Origin of the sequence: Pseudomonas sp. S4_EA_1b (assembly GCF_016307435.1) — a bacterium.
Lineage (GTDB): Bacteria > Pseudomonadota > Gammaproteobacteria > Pseudomonadales > Pseudomonadaceae > Aquipseudomonas > Aquipseudomonas rhodesiae.
Window position 1 is genome coordinate 28679 of sequence record NZ_JAEILC010000026.1, and the last position, 15042, is coordinate 43720.

The 15042-nt window shown below is 65.0% G+C and carries 16 protein-coding genes; all 16 read right to left on the reverse strand.

Annotation, left to right across the window (positions count from 1 at the left end):
- Positions 1 to 24 precede the first annotated feature (24 nt).
- The 16 genes from YA0848_RS09035 to YA0848_RS09110 are packed head-to-tail and all read right to left on the reverse strand — an operon-like array spanning position 25 to position 15036.
- Positions 25 to 1251: a beta-ketoacyl-ACP synthase gene (locus YA0848_RS09035; protein ID WP_034095712.1), complete on the reverse strand. Its 1227-nt coding sequence runs from the start codon at positions 1249 to 1251 to the stop codon at positions 25 to 27.
- A complete protein-coding gene (fabG, locus tag YA0848_RS09040) occupies positions 1251 to 1979 on the reverse strand; it encodes a 3-oxoacyl-ACP reductase FabG (protein WP_034095520.1) in 729 nt (242 codons plus the stop codon). The genes YA0848_RS09035 and fabG overlap by 1 nt, the downstream gene beginning before the upstream one ends.
- Positions 1976 to 2437, reverse strand: a complete 462-nt coding sequence (locus YA0848_RS09045; RefSeq protein WP_034136590.1) for a hotdog family protein — start codon at positions 2435 to 2437, stop codon at positions 1976 to 1978. Before YA0848_RS09045 ends, fabG begins: the two co-directional genes overlap by 4 nt.
- Positions 2434 to 3600 carry a beta-ketoacyl-[acyl-carrier-protein] synthase family protein gene (locus tag YA0848_RS09050; protein WP_169902963.1) on the reverse strand — a complete coding sequence of 389 codons (1167 nt, stop codon included), beginning with the start codon at positions 3598 to 3600 and terminating at the stop codon, positions 2434 to 2436. The genes YA0848_RS09045 and YA0848_RS09050 overlap by 4 nt, the downstream gene beginning before the upstream one ends.
- A complete protein-coding gene (locus YA0848_RS09055; RefSeq protein WP_034095523.1) occupies positions 3597 to 4079 on the reverse strand; it encodes a hypothetical protein in 483 nt (160 codons plus the stop codon). Before YA0848_RS09055 ends, YA0848_RS09050 begins: the two co-directional genes overlap by 4 nt.
- Positions 4076 to 4810 (reverse strand): class I SAM-dependent methyltransferase, encoded by a 735-nt coding sequence (locus YA0848_RS09060; protein WP_047881437.1) that lies wholly within the window; start codon positions 4808 to 4810, stop codon positions 4076 to 4078. The genes YA0848_RS09055 and YA0848_RS09060 overlap by 4 nt, the downstream gene beginning before the upstream one ends.
- Entirely contained in the window at positions 4807 to 6054 is a 1248-nt protein-coding gene (locus YA0848_RS09065) for an NAD(P)/FAD-dependent oxidoreductase (protein ID WP_080758668.1), read from the reverse strand. The genes YA0848_RS09060 and YA0848_RS09065 overlap by 4 nt, the downstream gene beginning before the upstream one ends.
- 33 nt (positions 6055 to 6087) lie before the next feature.
- Positions 6088 to 8418 carry an MMPL family transporter gene (locus tag YA0848_RS09070; RefSeq protein WP_169902961.1) on the reverse strand — a complete coding sequence of 777 codons (2331 nt, stop codon included), beginning with the start codon at positions 8416 to 8418 and terminating at the stop codon, positions 6088 to 6090.
- Positions 8390 to 8980 carry an outer membrane lipoprotein carrier protein LolA gene (locus tag YA0848_RS09075; RefSeq protein ID WP_169902959.1) on the reverse strand — a complete coding sequence of 197 codons (591 nt, stop codon included), beginning with the start codon at positions 8978 to 8980 and terminating at the stop codon, positions 8390 to 8392. The genes YA0848_RS09070 and YA0848_RS09075 overlap by 29 nt, the downstream gene beginning before the upstream one ends.
- A complete protein-coding gene (locus YA0848_RS09080; protein ID WP_034095527.1) occupies positions 8977 to 9402 on the reverse strand; it encodes an acyl-CoA thioesterase in 426 nt (141 codons plus the stop codon). Before YA0848_RS09080 ends, YA0848_RS09075 begins: the two co-directional genes overlap by 4 nt.
- On the reverse strand, positions 9395 to 10936 hold the full coding sequence (locus YA0848_RS09085; RefSeq protein ID WP_047881434.1) for an HAL/PAL/TAL family ammonia-lyase: 1542 nt from the start codon (positions 10934 to 10936) through the stop codon (positions 9395 to 9397). Before YA0848_RS09085 ends, YA0848_RS09080 begins: the two co-directional genes overlap by 8 nt.
- Positions 10920 to 11855, reverse strand: coding sequence for an LpxL/LpxP family acyltransferase (locus YA0848_RS09090; RefSeq protein ID WP_034095529.1), 936 nt, complete (start codon positions 11853 to 11855; stop codon positions 10920 to 10922). The genes YA0848_RS09085 and YA0848_RS09090 overlap by 17 nt, the downstream gene beginning before the upstream one ends.
- Complete coding sequence (locus YA0848_RS09095; RefSeq protein ID WP_034095530.1) at positions 11852 to 12586, reverse strand: glycosyltransferase family 2 protein; 735 nt, start codon at positions 12584 to 12586, stop codon at positions 11852 to 11854. The genes YA0848_RS09090 and YA0848_RS09095 overlap by 4 nt, the downstream gene beginning before the upstream one ends.
- The gene (locus YA0848_RS09100; RefSeq protein WP_169902958.1) at positions 12579 to 14243 is read right to left on the reverse strand and encodes an acyl-CoA synthetase family protein; all 1665 of its coding nucleotides are present in this window, start codon (positions 14241 to 14243) and stop codon (positions 12579 to 12581) included. The genes YA0848_RS09095 and YA0848_RS09100 overlap by 8 nt, the downstream gene beginning before the upstream one ends.
- Positions 14240 to 14785 carry a membrane protein gene (locus tag YA0848_RS09105; protein WP_034111460.1) on the reverse strand — a complete coding sequence of 182 codons (546 nt, stop codon included), beginning with the start codon at positions 14783 to 14785 and terminating at the stop codon, positions 14240 to 14242. Before YA0848_RS09105 ends, YA0848_RS09100 begins: the two co-directional genes overlap by 4 nt.
- Positions 14782 to 15036, reverse strand: coding sequence for an acyl carrier protein (locus tag YA0848_RS09110; protein ID WP_003209389.1), 255 nt, complete (start codon positions 15034 to 15036; stop codon positions 14782 to 14784). The genes YA0848_RS09105 and YA0848_RS09110 overlap by 4 nt, the downstream gene beginning before the upstream one ends.
- Positions 15037 to 15042 lie beyond the last annotated feature (6 nt).

Consider the following 15042-nt stretch of genomic DNA (forward strand, 5'->3'; position numbering starts at 1 on the left):
CGTATTCTCCAATCGATTGAACAGTCAGGACCAGCGGCGAAAAATCAGCGACGTATTGACGCCGCCAAAGGCGAAATTGTTATTCATCACGTAGTCGTGGTGCATCTGGCGAAAGCCACCTTGCAGGTAGTCCAGCTCGCCGCACTGCGGGTCGACGGTGTCGAGGTTGAAGGTGTGCACGTACTGGTCGCGGTTCATCATTTCGATGCTGAACCACGACTCCAACGCGCCGCACGCGCCGAGGGTGTGGCCCAGGAAGCTCTTTTGCGAACTGATAGGCATGCGGCTGCCGAACAGGCTGCTGGTGGCCAGGGTCTCGGCGATGTCGCCCTGGTCGGTGGCGGTGCCATGGCCGTTCACATAACCGATCGCGGCCGGTGCCAGGCCGGCGTCTTCCAGGGCCAGTTCCATGGCGCGGCGCATGGTTTTCTGTTCCGGGCGGGTGGTGTGCTGGCCGTCGGCGTTGCTGCCGAAACCGACGATTTCCGCATGGATATGTGCACCGCGTGCCAGCGCATGTTCCAGTTCTTCCAGCACCAGCATGCCGCCGCCTTCACCGATCACCAGGCCGTCGCGGCCGCTGTCATAGGGGCGTGGGCTGGTTTGCGGTGCGTCGTTTTTCAGGCTGGTGGCGTAGAGCGCGTCAAACACCATGGCTTCGGTGGGGCACAGTTCTTCGGCGCCGCCGGCGAGCATCAACGGCAGGCGCCCGAACTTGATGGCCTCGTACGCGTAGCCGATGCCCTGGCTGCCACTGGTGCAGGCGCTCGAAGTGGGAATCAAGCGCCCGGTCAGACCAAAAAAGATGCTGATATTGGCCGCGGTGGTGTGCGGCATCATGCGCACATAGGAGTTGGCGTTCAGCCCCTCAGCCACCGAGTTGAGCAGCATATTGCCAAAGGCTTTGATCTCATCGGTGCTGCCGGTGGACGAACCACAGGCCACGCCCATGCGCCCGTCCTTGATCGACTCATCCCCGAGCAAACCGGCATCCTGCAACGCCTGCTCCGCAGCCCACACCGCCAGGCGCGAGACGCGGCCCATGCTGCGCAGTTGCTTGCGCGTCCAGTGTGAGGGCACCACGAAATCGTCGATGGGCCCGGCCAGACGCGTGTTCAGTTCGGTGAAACGGTCCCATTCGTCCATGCGCCGGATACCGCTGCGGTTGGCGCGGAAGTTGGCCGAGATGGTCGGCCAGTCGCTGCCCAGGGAGGTCACGCCGGCCATGCCGGTGACGACGACACGCTTCATCAGCACAGGCCCCCATTCACCGCCAGCACCTGGCGGGTGATGTAACCGGCCTCGGCGGACATCAGGAAGTTCACCGCCCCGGCGACTTCTTCCGGGGTGCCCATGCGCTGTGCCGGGATCATTTTCATCAGTTCCTCGACGGGTACGTTTTCGTCCAGCATGGCCGTGTCGATCAACCCCGGCGCGACGCAGTTGACCGTGATCTTGCGCTTGCCCAGCTCGATGGCCAGGGCCTTGGCCGCGCCGATCAGGCCGGCTTTCGAAGCGCTGTAGTTGACCTGCCCGCGGTTGCCGATCAGCCCCGATACCGAGGTAATGCACACGATGCGCCCGGCCGCGCGACGACGGATCATCGGCATCATCACCGGGTGCAGCACATTGTAGAAACCGTCCAGATTGGTGCGCATCACCACATCCCAATCGTCCTCCGACAAGGCCGGGAACGCGCCGTCGCGGGTCAGGCCGGCGTTGAGCACCACGCCGTAATAGGCGCCGTGTTGCTCCACATCGGCTTCAAGGATGTGCTTGCAGCTGGCGCGATCCGCCACGTCGAATTGCAGCACCCGCGCCTGACGGCCCAGGGCCTGGATCTCCACCTGCACCGCATCTGCCTCGGCGCGGCCGCTGCGGCAGTGCAGCACAATGTCGTGGCCCGCCTGGGCCAGGCGCAGGGCAATGGCGCGGCCGATGCCACGGCTGGAGCCGGTGACCAGTACGGATTCAGTCATGGCGTTTCGTCCTTCGATTCATCTAAATAGGCGGCCGCCTGGGGCGGTCGAAATACGTTCAAGCGCGCGCTGGCGTGGAACCCGTCGCCGCGCAGGTGGCATTCGAACACACCCATGCCATTGTCGTCTTCCAGGGAGCGCAGGCCGTGGATGCTCAGCTCGGCACCGGCCGGAAAGTGTTCGACGTTGCACTCGAACTTACGCGTGCCCAGCAGGAAGCCCAACGCCACTGGCTCGCCTTTGCGGCGGGCATGGCAGCCGGCATAGGCGGCCACGCTCTGCGCCATCAGCTCGATACCGACCCAGGCCGGCAGGCTGCCGTCAGGGCGGTTGAACAGGCCGCCGGGCTTGACGGTGGCGCGGGTGTGAATTTGTTCTTCGTCGAACGACAGCACCTGGTCGATCAGGATCATGTCGCCCGCGTGGGGGATCAGTTCGGCGAGTGGCCAATCGATCATGGGGCCTCTCCGATAATCAGGCTGACGTTGTTACCGCCGAAGGCAAACGAGTTGCTCATCAGGCGCGTGTTTTTCAAGGGTTCGCCGACCAGTGCCCACTGCAAGGCGGGGAGCGCAGGGTCGGCCTCGCCGTCCCACACATGGGGCGGCACCTGGCCGTGGCGCAGGCTCAGCCAGCAGAACGCCGCTTCCAGCGCCCCAGCGGCACCCAGGGTATGGCCGCTCATGGGTTTGGTCGATGAGCAGCTTACGCCGTCGGGGAACAGGCTGGCGACCGCCAGGCTTTCCATGGCGTCGTTATGTTGGGTAGCCGTGCCGTGCAGGTTCAGATAGCCGATCTGCTCCGGCGCCAGTTTCGCGTAGGCCAGTGCCTTGCGCATCGCCTGGAGCGCGCCTTTGCCGCTCGGCTCCGGCGCGGAGATATGGTGCGCATCGCAACTGGCGCCGCTGCCCAACAGGGCGATGGGCGCCGGTTGCCTGCTCATCAGAAACAACACCGCCGCTTCGCCGATATTGATGCCGTCGCGGTTGCGCGAAAACGGGTTGCAGCGCGTGTCGGATACCGCCTCCAGCGCGCTGAAGCCGTTGAGGGTCAGCTTGCACAGGCTGTCCACGCCGCCGCAGATCACCGCATCGCACAGGTCCAGGTCCAGCAGGCGTCGGGCACTCATCAGCGCACGGGCGCTGGAGGTGCAGGCGGTGGAAATCACATAGGCCGGGCCGCTCAGTTGCAACCAGTCGGCAAGGAAATTGGCCGGGGCGCTGAGTTCCTGTTGCTGATAGTCATAGGTGCCGGGGAAGCGGTTGTCGCGCAGGTACTCGGCAATGCCGCGACTGGCTTCGTCGATGCCCGAAGTGCTGGTGCCGAGCACCACGCCTACTCGCGATGCGCCGTAGGTGTGGATCGCCTGGCGGATCTCTTCTTCGATTTGCAGCGCCGCTTCCAGCAACAGTTGATTGTTGCGACTGCTTTGCTGGCCCAGCTCAGGCGGGATACTCGCCAGCTCGCCCTGCACGCCGCCCACTGGCAACACGCGTTCGGGCACCCAGCCGCTTTCGGCGCGCATGCCCGAGCAGTCACCGGCGAACAGGCGGCGGCTGACCTCAGCCTGGCCACGGCCAAGGGCGCAGATCACGCCGAGGGCGTTCAAGTACGCGCTCATCGTGCGGTACCCAGCGGCGTGATGCGGTAGCTCAAGGGCTGTCCGACGATGTTCACGCTGAACACCTCTGAAGACTGGTAGATGATTTGCCAATGACCCGGCAGGGTGCGGGTCAGGTCGCGTGCCTGGGCGCTGGGGTACAGCGCGCGCACGTCATCGGCCGACGTCAGGGCAAACAACAGCGCGGCGAACAACTCGCGGGCCTGGGGGTTGGGCGGCAGCAAGCCATCGGCCTGCCACTGGCCATCGACCAGTTTCTGCCGGGCTTGGGGGATGCCCAGCGGATCCATCATCGACCAGCGAATCGCGCCGCCTTCGCGTTGCACCACCAGCAGCCAATCCTGGCTCTGGCCATCCGCCAGGCGCTGCACATGCAGTTGCAGCGGCAGCGGCAAGCTCGGGGTGGTGGCGGGCAGCGGTGGCTGGCTGGCGCAGGCGCTGAGCAGCAACAGGCAGCCGATCAACAGTGCGCGAATCATGGTACGACGCTCGCCAAGGGTTTGCGTGCCACGCAGTTGACCAGGGTTTCTTCGCGCTGGCCCACCGGTTTCGGTCGGCGCAGGCGCAGGCGTTCGAGCAGGCCGAAATCCTTCGAACGGCTCCACCACAGGTACGGGTACGAGACATTCTGCGGGCCGAACTCAAAGCCTTGCTCGCGCAGCATCGCCAGATACCCTTCGGCGCTTTTCTGCACGTGCATGGGGTGGCGGAACAGCCAGCGGATCACCCAGGTGTCGATATAGGCTTCGGTGGACTCGGCAAACAGCAGGTAGCCGCCGGGTTTGAGCACGCGATAGAACTCTTGCAGCGCACGCTGCTGTTCCACCAGATGGTGGAAGGTCTGGTGGCAGAACAGTAGGTCGACGCTGTTGTCCGCCACATCGAGGGTGGCGCAATCGCTGCCGATCAGCTCGACGCTCAAACCCTGGCGCTCGGCCTCGGCCTGGCTCATCTGCAAACTGTGAGGGTCGGCATCCAGGCCGATCAGGCGTGCCGGCGCGAATGCTTGTTGTAGCAGGGTGAACGACTTGCCCTGGCCGCAACCGGCGTCCAGCAGTACCGGCGCCTGGGGCGGCGGCTCGCTGAACAGGCCGCGCAGGTCGTTGATCGCCACGCGCAGCACGTGGTGCTGCCAGGTGTGGCTGCGCAGGAACCACAGGCCGAAGCGGGTTTCCTCAACGTAGTTTTTGCTCAGGTATTGCGTGCTCATACCGGCTCACTCGCACAGATTTCCGACAACATCCGCAAACGTCGCTTGGGCTCGCTGACGAACGGGTTGCGCTCGTCCCACGCATAGCCGGCGAGGATCGAGCTGATCATACGGCGAATCTCCGGGGCACTGCCCGGATGGAAAATAACGTCCTGGAACGTCCCGGCGTACCAGCCTTCGACGTAGCAGCGGAAGGTGTCGACACCGCGCTTGAGGGGCGCGGCGAATTCGGTCTGCCAATCCACTGCCTCGCCGCTCAACTGGCGGTGTAGCACGCCGGCGGCCATGCTGGCCGAGCGCATGGCGATGGTCACGCCGGAGGAGAACACCGGGTCGAGGAATTCCGCCGCATTGCCCAAGAGCGCGAAGCCTGGGCCGTGCAAGGTCGTGACGTTCGCCGAATAGCCGCCGATGGTGCGCGCCGGCGTGTCCCACACGGCGTTTTGCAGCACGCCGGCCAGGCTTGGGGTTTCGGCGATAAAGCCGCGCAGGCAGGCGTCGAGGTCATCGCCACGGCCGTCGAAATGTTCCTTGGCCGCGACCACGCCCACCGAGCAACGGCCGTTGCTGAAGGGAATGGTCCAGAACCAGATATCGCGCTGGGTGGGATGGGTGGTGACGAGGATTTTGGTGCGGTCGAAGCCTGGATGTTCGATGCGATCCTCGATGTGGGTAAACACCGCTTGGCGCACCGGGAAATTCGACGGCGCTTCCAGGTCCAGCAGGCGTGGCAGCACGCGGCCGTAGCCGCTGGCATCGAGCACGAACTTGGCCTTGAGGTGATACTCGCTGCCGTTCTCGCGGCGCACATGCAGGTAGCGGCATTCGCCTTTGAAATCCACGCCGACGATGGTTTCGCCGTAGCGGATGTCCACGCCTTGCAGCGCGGCCTGGTCGGCCAGCAATTTGTCGAACTCGCCGCGTTGCACCTGGAACGTGGTGGGCTTGCCGTCGCTGAAGGTGTCACTGAAATCGAACGCGCTGTAGCGCTCGCCCCAGGCGAACGCGGCGCCGGTTTTCAGTTGGAAACCGGCGGCCTGCACAGCGTCCAGCATGCCGGCTTCTTCGATGAAATCGATGCAGTGGGACAGCAGGCTTTCGCCGATCGAGAACCGTGGAAAATGCTGGCGCTCGATGATCAATACATCATGCCCTTTGCGCTTGAGCAGCGCGGCGGCGATGGCACCTGATGGGCCGGCACCGATCACCACGACCTGGCGGCGTTCCATTTCAACTGTGGGCACGAGGGCTCCTTGCCGCATTGGCGATAATCACATTCATAAGGCATGTTTCTGCTGGCCGGCCCAGGGCGCCAGCATAAAGCTGAACGCCAGGCCCAGGCTGACCGATAGACCGAAATTACTGACTGCGGGTGTACTCGACACTGCCAGCAGGCCGAACGACAACCATGTCGTCAGCGCCGCCAGCAGTGTTCCTAACAGGCTGACCGCAGCGCCGCCGATCTGTTCGCGCATCAGGATCGCGTAGTCGACACTGATCGCCGTCACCAGCAGCAGGCCGAACAGGCTGAACAACGTCAACGGCTGGCCCAGCCAACCGAGGCTGGCCAGGCTGCACAGCGCGGCGAGCAATGGCAGCGCGACGATACGCAACGCACCGCCGAGGCCAAATGGCACGATCAGCAGGATGACGATCAACCCGCACGACAGCAGTTTCAATTCAGCGGCGCTGATCTGCGTGGCGGCGAACACCCGATTCAAGTCGCCCAGGCGATCCACCAGTTGCACGCCTGGCAGGTCCGCCGCCTGCGCGTGCAGCAACGCCGGGTTGTTCAAGCCTTGCAGGCTGACCATCGCCGCCACACCGCCGTCCACCGAGCCCAGCCACAGGGTGCGCCAGGGTTCGGCCAGCGGGCCCGCTAAGGCGGCATCGATATCTTCGGTGGGCAGGGCCTGCAATTGCGCGATTTCGGCGTGCAGGGCACTGGCGGGAACGCCGAGGTCCAGCAGCGGCTGCCAATGCTGCGGCAGGCGGTTCAACGCGTCACGCACTTGCTGTTGCTCGGCGGGGCGACTGACCAATTGGTTGAGGGCCAGGTAGCCTTGCAGTTTGTTCATGTTCACCAGTTGATCCAGGCGCTGGCCCAGCGTGTCCAGGCGCTCCAGCAACTGGGGTTGATCCGGCGCGCGCACCAGAAAGAACTGGCTGGTGGGCTGGAACCCGGTGATGCGCGCCACGGCCTGGGCCTCCTGGAGCAACTGCGGCGGCGCGCCGATCCATTGGCGAATGTCGTTCTTGGTGTTCAGCTGCCACAGGCCGCCCGCGCAAAACAGCAGCACCAGTGCCAGCAATACGGCACTCGGGACACGCTTGAGCAAGGCAACGCGCAGTTGCCACAGGCGTTCGGCGATGCGCAGCGGCCATTGCGCCGGGCGCAGTTCGACGCCGTTGAGCAGCGCCGGCAACAGGCACACCGCCGACAGGTAGGCACCCACCAGCCCGGCGGCGGAGAACACGGCGATCTGGGTCAGTGCCGGGAACGGTGTCCAGGCCAGCGCCAGGTAGCCGATGCAACTGGTCGCCAGGCTCAGGCTCAGCCCCGGCAGCGTCAGGCGCAGCGCCGGCCAACTGCGCCACGGTTGCAGGCTCCAGCTTTTGGACAGGTAGTGCAGCGGGTAATCCACGGCCACGCCGATCAGGCTGGAACCCAGCACCAACGTCATCACATGCATATGGTCGAACAGCGCCACACACGCCACCGCGCCGAACAACATCCCCACCAGTACCGGCACGAATGCCAGCAGCACGCGCCAACGCCGGAACGCCAGCAACAGCAGCAACAGGATGCCCACGGTCGCACCGCCGCCGACCCAGGTGATTTCGCGAGTGGCCTGTTGCTGACCGTTGGCGGCGTACAACAGGCCGCTGGCGGCGAGCAATTGCGCGCCATGCTCGCCGGCCTCGGCGCGGCTGGCTTGGAGCAGGTCCGCCACGCGCAGTGGCAGGTGCATGTCGAAGGCGTTGCCGGTGGTGCGCGCGCGCAGCAGCACCCAGCTCTTGCCGTCGGCATCGGCAATCAGCGCGCCGCTGCCGATGTCCAGTTGCACCGAGCCACGTTGCGGCTGGCTGTTCTGTATGCGTCCGGTCAGGCCCAGCCAATCCTCCTGGCTGGGCACCAGGCTGAACCCGGTGAAGGGGTCGAACAGCGCCTGCACCCGCTGCTGAATGAAGGCGTCGGGGTGTTCGATCAACTGTTCGCGGTCTTTGCCCGACAGCATCGCCAGGCGCCCGCGCAGCAGTTGCTCGCGCAGCGCCGGCAGGTCGGCTTGCAGGTTCCACTGCACTGTTTCAAACAGGCCGCTGGCCTGCCAGCGCTCGCCCAATTGCCGGGCCACGGCCACCGCCTGCGGGCGGTCGGTGTGGCCCACCAGCACTAGCATCTCGCGGTTCAGCGGCTCCTGCATGCGCTGCTCGGCTTGCAGTTCCAGGGCATCCGGCGTGCTGCCGGGCACCAGCTCCATCAGGTTGGCCGACAGCGGCGCGCCATGACGCCACTGCCAGCCGGCCAGGGCCAGTACGGCCACCAGCAGGATCAGGAACAGGCGCGGCAACTGGCGCTCACTGGGCAAAATCGTGTTGCTCCGCATCGCTCAAAGGTTGATCGGCGGTGCTGTCCTGCATACGCAATACGGTGCTGTCGCCCTGGGTTTCCAGCAGTTCGATGGTTTGCACCAGCGGACCACCCTCGATGTTGATCCGGGTGAACACTTGCTTGAGCAGCAGCGAGCGCGGGATCAGCGTGAGCTTCCACTGCGTGGCCTCGCCTTGCAGTTGCAGCTCGAAGTCCCGTTGCAGGCCGCTGCTGTCGCCCTGTAGCACGGCGAGGAACAAGCGATTCTGCTCGGCGCCGGCGCTCTTGTTCGGCAGCAGCTGCCAGCCATTGGCATCACGGCGGGCGATGCCTTGGGCGCTGATGCGGTAATCCTGTTGCAGCGGCGTCTTGAGCAGCCACAGCAGGCCGTGGTCCTTGGCCAGGACGAAGGTGCCTTTGCTGACCAATGGCTGCGGCAGGGCGCGCAGGTGTTTTTCCTGGATAAAGCTGCCTTGGACCACCGAGGGCTTGGCCAACTGATCGCTGAGTTGTTGCAGGTCGAAGGCGTGGGCTTGAAGCGACAGCAGCAACGCGCCAAGGAAGGTGATCAGTTTCATGACAAGGCCCTGTCGACGGCGTCGGTGAAGACTTTGGGGGACGCCAGCTGCATCTCGCGAGTGGCGATTTCTACCGCCACCTGCACGGTGCTGGCGCGGGTCAGGCGCTCGCCGCTAGCCCGGTCGGTGATCAGGTAATTGACCTTCAAGCGGTTCTCCCACTCCACCAGGCTGGCGCGCACGTTGAGGGTCTGGCCGAACACCGCCCCGCGCACATAGCGCAGCTGCATGTCGATGACCGGCCAGGCATAGCCCGAGTCGAGCATGTGCGTGTAGTTGTGGCCGATCTTGTCCAGCAACGCGCAGCGTGCCACTTCCAGGTATTTCACGTAGTGCCCGTGCCACACCACGTGCATGGTGTCGACATCGAAAAACGGCACGAGGATCTCGGTGTCGCAGTGCAACACGCCCTGACTACGCATGCAGCCTCCAGTGTTGTTCGGCGATGCGTTGCAGACACAGGCGCAGCTCGCCTTCCAGGGCGCGGTCTTCGATCACCGGCGGGAAGTCCTTGGCCAGTTCCGCGTGCATGGCCGCCAGGGCCGGTGGCAGCGGGCGGGCGTCGTCGGCCTGGGCACGCAGCCACACGCCTTGATTGGCGGCCAGCAGGGTGGCGGCGGCAACCTGCTCGGTCAGCTCCAGCACGCGGATCGCATCGCGGGCGGCGATGGTGCCCATGCTGACTTTGTCTTGGTTGTGGCATTCGGTGGAACGTGAAAACACGCTGGCCGGCATGGTGTTTTTCAGCGCTTCGGCGGTCCAGGCGCTGGTGCCGATCTGCACCGCCTTGAAGCCGTGGTTGATCATGGCGCGATCCGCCGGCGCGCCGGACAGGTTGCTCGGCAGGCCGTGGTTGTAGCGCACATCCACCAGCAGGGCGAGCTGGCGGTCGAGCAGGTCGGCGACGTTGGCCACCAGGGTCTTGAGGCTGTCCATGGCAAAAGCGATATGCCCGCCGTAGAAGTGCCCGCCGTGCAGCACGCGTTCTTCTTCGGCGTCGATGATCGGGTTGTCGTTGGCGCTATTGAGCTCGGTCTCGATAAACCCGCGCAGCCAGCCCAGGCTGTCGGCCAGCACCCCGAGCACATGGGGCGCGCAGCGCAGCGAGTAGCGGTCCTGCAGGCGATGCAGCGGCGCGGTCGGTGCGTCGATGGCCAAGTCCTGGCGCAACCACGCGGCGACTTGCATCTGACCCGGGTGCGGCTTGGCGGCGAACAGGCGTTCGTCAAAGTGCTCGGGGTTACCTTGCAGCGCCACCACGTTCAGCGCGGTAATGCGCGTGGCCAGTTGCAGCAGATAGTCGGCGCGGGCAAACGCCAGGCACGCCAGGCCGGTCATCACGGCGGTGCCGTTCATCAAGGCCAGGGCTTCCTTGGGGCGCAGCACCAGCGGCTGCCAGCCCAGTTCGCGATGCACATCGGCGGCCGCGCGGCGCTCGCCACGGAACAGCACCTCACGCTCGCCGGACAGCGTCGCCGCCACATAGGACAGCGGCGTCAGGTCGCCGCTGGCGCCCACCGAGCCTTCTTCCGGGATCAGCGGCAGTACGTCGTGTTCCAGAAACGCTTGCAGGCGCTCCAGCAGTTCAACGCGCACCCCGGACACGCCGTGGCACAGCGACTGCAAGCGCGCGGCCAGCACCGCACGGGTGGCCTGGGCGTCGAGCAATTTGCCCAAGCCACAGCCGTGAAAGGTGTACAGGTGACGGGGCAGGGCTTCGACATGCTGCAACGGTACCGCCACCACGCAAGAGTCGCCGTAGCCGGTGGTCACGCCGTAGATCACGCCTTCCTTGTCCAGCAGCGAGTCGAGGAACTGCGCGCCCTTGGCGATGCGCTGGCGATAGGCCGCGTCGCCTTGCAACTGGGTAGGCACCTGACGGTTGGCCAGGGCCAGCACGTCTTCGATGCGCAGGGGGCGTTCGCCAAAGGTTACCGGCTCAAGATGCGTCGTCATCGGTCTTCCAGAAAGGGTAAAAGTTGAACCATTGTTGGGGCGCTTCCAGACAGAAATCGGCCAGGCGCGCGGCGTAGCGTGAGGTCCACTGGGCGATGACCTGCTCGCGAGTGCTGCGTTTCCATTCGATCGATGGCGCGAACGGCTCGATGGTCAGGCGATAACGGCCATTGTGCTTGAGGCACATCAGCAGGTTCACCGGGCAGTTGAGCAGGCCGGCCAAGAGCCAAGGGCCCTGGGGAAATGCGGCGGCATGCCCGAGGAAATCCACGCGCACCGTGCGCCCGCCGTGCAGCGGCACGCGGTCGCCGGCAATTGCCAGCCATTCGCCTTCGTCCAGGCGCTGGCTGAGCAACAGCATGGTGGCCGGGTCCAGCTCGCTGACCTGGATCAGGCGCAAATGGGTCGCGCCGGCTTCGCCCAGCAAACGGTTGAAACGTTCGGCGTGCTTGGTGTGTACCAGCACGTTCATGGTCACTTGTTCGCCGATTTCCGCCAGGGCGCGGCACACTTCCAGATTGCCCAGGTGCGCCCCCACCAGCATCTGCCCGCGCTCGCCGCGCAATTGCCCGCGTAGCTTGGCCGGGTCGTCGATGTCGATTTGTTCGATGCGCAGCTTGCCGTTCCACACATCGAGCTTGTCGAGCAGGGCGTCGGCGAAGGCCATGAACTGGCCGAAGACTTTTCTATGGGAGGGGCGCAGTTCATCGCGCCCGCTCCACTCGGCCAGGCGTTGCTGGTACTGCCAGGCGCTCTGGCGCGCGGTGCGGCCGAACACGAAGAAGTACAACACGATGCCGTACAGCACCGGGCTCAGCAGGCGCCGGCCCAGCACTTTGGCGGCGAACGCGGTGAGTTTCATCAGCCAGTAGCTGCCGCGTTCTTCGCGGTCGGCCCAGTGCTTGGTGCTGTCGCTCATGCCTGCCACCGCCGCCACAGGATCATCGGCGCGCGCACCAGCATGCCGAAGAACAAACGCGTGTGCATGGCGCTGATGCGCACGTTGTCGTGGAACAGCCGGAAGTGCGACAGTCCATCGGCCGGGTAGTGGACTTGGGTGGGCAGCCAGCGCATTGGTTGGTTGCGCCAGGCCAGGCGTACCAGGATGTCCGAGTCGAAGTCCATGCGCGTGCCGATGTAGGCCGAGTCCATCAGTGCCAACACCGGGGCCAGCGGGTACACGCGAAAGCCGCACATCGAGTCGCGGATCTGCAGCGACAGGGTGTTGATCCACACCCACACATGGGTCAGGTAGCGAGCGTACAGGCGGCCTTTGGGCACGCTGTCGTCGTATTCGGGGTAGCCGCAGATCAGCGCGTCGGGCTGGCGGCGGGAGGCGTCGATAAAGGTCTCGACTTCGCGCAGGTCGTGCTGGCCGTCGGCATCGACCTGCAAGGCATGGGTAAAGCCCTGGCGTGCGGCCTCACGAAAACCGGCCATCACCGCACCGCCCTTGCCCTGGTTGTGGGGCAGGGTGACCAGGCTGACGTTGTCCAGAGTGGCCAACTGCGCCAGCACCGCTGCGCAGGCCGGGCTGCTGCCATCGTCCACCAACAGGCACGGCAGGCCGCTTTTCAACAGGCTATGGACCACGGCGGGCACGGCGGCTTCGTGGTTATAGACCGGGATCAGGGCGCAGGGCTTATGCATGGGCGGCTTCCAGTTGGATGCGGCCGCTGGAACAGGCCGCGATGCCGTTGCGGTAGGCGAAATACAGCTTGCCGCGCTCTGCGTCGAAGCGCAGGTGCAGTTCGATCCGGTCGCCCGGGCGTATCAGTTGCTGGAACTTGAGCACTTCCATGCCGGCAAAGGTCGTCGGCAAATCCAGCAGTTGTTGGCCGAGGTTGAATGCCCACTCCACCTGCACCACTCCCGGCAATACCGGAGTGACCGGGAAATGCCCGCTGAAATAGGCTAGGTCCGGCGGCACGCTCAGTTGCAGTGTCCACTCGCCGTTAGCTTCAACCTGTTCCAACACCTGCGGCGCCTTGGGCCGTGGCGCCATGAGCAGCGCCGCCACGTCGGCCTGGGGCAGTTTGCCTTGGGCGTTGAGTGGCAATTGACTCAGCAGGCGCCAGCGGCGTGGCAGGGCCAGGGCTTCGCAATGTTGGCTCAAGTGCTGGCGCAGGGTCTGGGTAACGCTGCGCCGGCCCTGATTGCGCAATGCATGCAGGCCGGCGGCGCTCAGCACCACCAGCGCGCCGAGGGACGCGCGGCTTTCCTGAACCACGCCCAATCGCGTTTCGGCGACCCATGGATGGGTCATCAAGGCCTGTTCGAGCATGGGCAGGGAGATACGTTTTTCTTCCAGCTTGACGATGCGGTCCAGACGTCCCAGCAGCTCGAAGCGGCCATCGGCATGCAGGCGTGCGGCGTCGGCGGTCTGCTCGATATGCCCAGGGGGCAGGTACGGCGACGCGATGCGCAGGGCGCCGTCGGCATCCTGGCTCAGGTGCACATCGGCAAACGGCTGCCAAGGTTGATTGCCCTGGCGCCAGGCGATGCCGCCGGTTTCCGAACTGCCGAGGATTTCAGTGGGCCATTGTTGCAGGCGTTCATACAGACTGCTGGCGGCTTCCACCGGCAGCGCACCGCCGGATGAGAACACCCGCGCCACTTGGCTCAATGCCGGCCAATCGAGGTTGTCGCCCATGCGCTTGAGCAGCGCCGGGCTGGCCACCCAGGCGAACCGGGCGTGTTCGCGGCTGGCGCGCTGCAAATCTTCGGGGAAGGCCAGTTGTTGACGTACAAATGTGCGACCGGCGCACAGCGGCCACAACACGCGGAACAGCAAGCCGTAGATATGCTGCGTGGCGACGCTGCCGATGATGCAGGCACCGTCGAGGTCGGCGCCCCACAAGGTTTCCAGGGCCTGCACTTCGTTGGCTAACTGGCGCAGGGTCTTGTCGATGCGCTTGGGTTCGCCGCTGGAGCCGGAGGTGCACAGGCTCAATTGGCAGGTGTCCAGGTCCAGAGCGGACGGGCTCAGGGCGGCCTGATACAAGGCGTCGAGGTCCGCGGCCTCGGTCAGCCAGGCGTCGACGGTGTCGGCCCAGCGTTGACGGGTTTGGGGTTGCAGGTCGGCGGGCAGCAACACGCTGGCCCCGGCACGCCAGGCGCCCAGCAAGGCGATTGCCAGCAGGCCGGCATCTTCCAGGTGCACGGCCACGCGCTGGATGCCACGGCGTTGCAGCCCGGCGCCCAGGCGCAAGGCCTGGTCCCACAGTTGGGCGTGATTCAGGCCTGCGCACACCGAACGCTGCGCCACCGGCTCAAGCAACAGATGCTCAAGGTTCAACCAATTCATACGCGGCCCCGCACCCTTTGTCGTACCAGCCATTCCACGGCAAACAGCAGCCCCATCAGCCCGTAGGCGATCAGGCCGTTGTACAACGTCCACCAGCTCAGCGGTGCCCACAAGGTGAGGGCGGCCGCGAGCAGGCCGTTAGCTAAGAAGAAAACACTCCAGACCACCGTGACCTGGCGCGTGTACACAATTGCCTCGGGGGGCAGTTGCGGTTCCGTCATCCGCGCCAGGCGCTCAACAATCGGTGGGCCGTATTTCAGGCTCAAGCCGAACAGCGTGAGCATGAACGCGCTGACCAGGCTCGGGTACCAGCGCAGCAGCTGCGGGTTGTCGAACCAGGCCAGCAACAGGCAGAACACGATCACCGCCACCGCCATCCAACGGCTGCCAGGGCGCCGCGCAGCGGTGAGCGCCCGCAACAGCCATAGGCTGCCCAGCAGCAGGCCGAATTGCCACGGCGCAAAATGCTCGGTGCCGTAATACACCGCGAAGGGGTACAGCAGCCCCGCCAGCAACAGGCCAAGGCCGATCAGCCGGCTCATGCGGCTGGTTGGACCAGACGGTACACCGCCTCAACCACATCGTTCACGGTGCGCACGGCCTTGAATTCCTCGGCAGCAATCTTCTTGCCGGTCTGGCGCTTGATATGGTCGATCAGGTCCACCGCATCGATGCTGTCGATTTCCAGGTCCTGGTACAGGTTGGCGTCGAGGGTCACGCGTTCAGGTTCCAATTCGAACAGTTCCACCAAGGCATCGCGCAGGGTGTTGAAAATATCGTCACGAGTTTGCATGGTCCG

Coding starts and splice junctions, on each gene's coding strand:
- YA0848_RS09035 (WP_034095712.1), bottom strand. CDS start 1,251: ATGAAGCGTGTCGTCGTCACCGGCATGGCCGGCGTGACCTCCCTGGGC.
- fabG (WP_034095520.1), bottom strand. CDS start 1,979: ATGACTGAATCCGTACTGGTCACCGGCTCCAGCCGTGGCATCGGCCGC.
- YA0848_RS09045 (WP_034136590.1), bottom strand. CDS start 2,437: ATGATCGATTGGCCACTCGCCGAACTGATCCCCCACGCGGGCGACATG.
- YA0848_RS09050 (WP_169902963.1), bottom strand. CDS start 3,600: ATGAGCGCGTACTTGAACGCCCTCGGCGTGATCTGCGCCCTTGGCCGT.
- YA0848_RS09055 (WP_034095523.1), bottom strand. CDS start 4,079: ATGATTCGCGCACTGTTGATCGGCTGCCTGTTGCTGCTCAGCGCCTGC.
- YA0848_RS09060 (WP_047881437.1), bottom strand. CDS start 4,810: ATGAGCACGCAATACCTGAGCAAAAACTACGTTGAGGAAACCCGCTTC.
- YA0848_RS09070 (WP_169902961.1), bottom strand. CDS start 8,418: ATGCGGAGCAACACGATTTTGCCCAGTGAGCGCCAGTTGCCGCGCCTG.
- YA0848_RS09075 (WP_169902959.1), bottom strand. CDS start 8,980: ATGAAACTGATCACCTTCCTTGGCGCGTTGCTGCTGTCGCTTCAAGCC.
- YA0848_RS09080 (WP_034095527.1), bottom strand. CDS start 9,402: ATGCGTAGTCAGGGCGTGTTGCACTGCGACACCGAGATCCTCGTGCCG.
- YA0848_RS09085 (WP_047881434.1), bottom strand. CDS start 10,936: ATGACGACGCATCTTGAGCCGGTAACCTTTGGCGAACGCCCCCTGCGC.
- YA0848_RS09090 (WP_034095529.1), bottom strand. CDS start 11,855: ATGAGCGACAGCACCAAGCACTGGGCCGACCGCGAAGAACGCGGCAGC.
- YA0848_RS09095 (WP_034095530.1), bottom strand. CDS start 12,586: ATGCATAAGCCCTGCGCCCTGATCCCGGTCTATAACCACGAAGCCGCC.
- YA0848_RS09100 (WP_169902958.1), bottom strand. CDS start 14,243: ATGAATTGGTTGAACCTTGAGCATCTGTTGCTTGAGCCGGTGGCGCAG.
- YA0848_RS09105 (WP_034111460.1), bottom strand. CDS start 14,785: ATGAGCCGGCTGATCGGCCTTGGCCTGTTGCTGGCGGGGCTGCTGTAC.
- YA0848_RS09110 (WP_003209389.1), bottom strand. CDS start 15,036: ATGCAAACTCGTGACGATATTTTCAACACCCTGCGCGATGCCTTGGTG.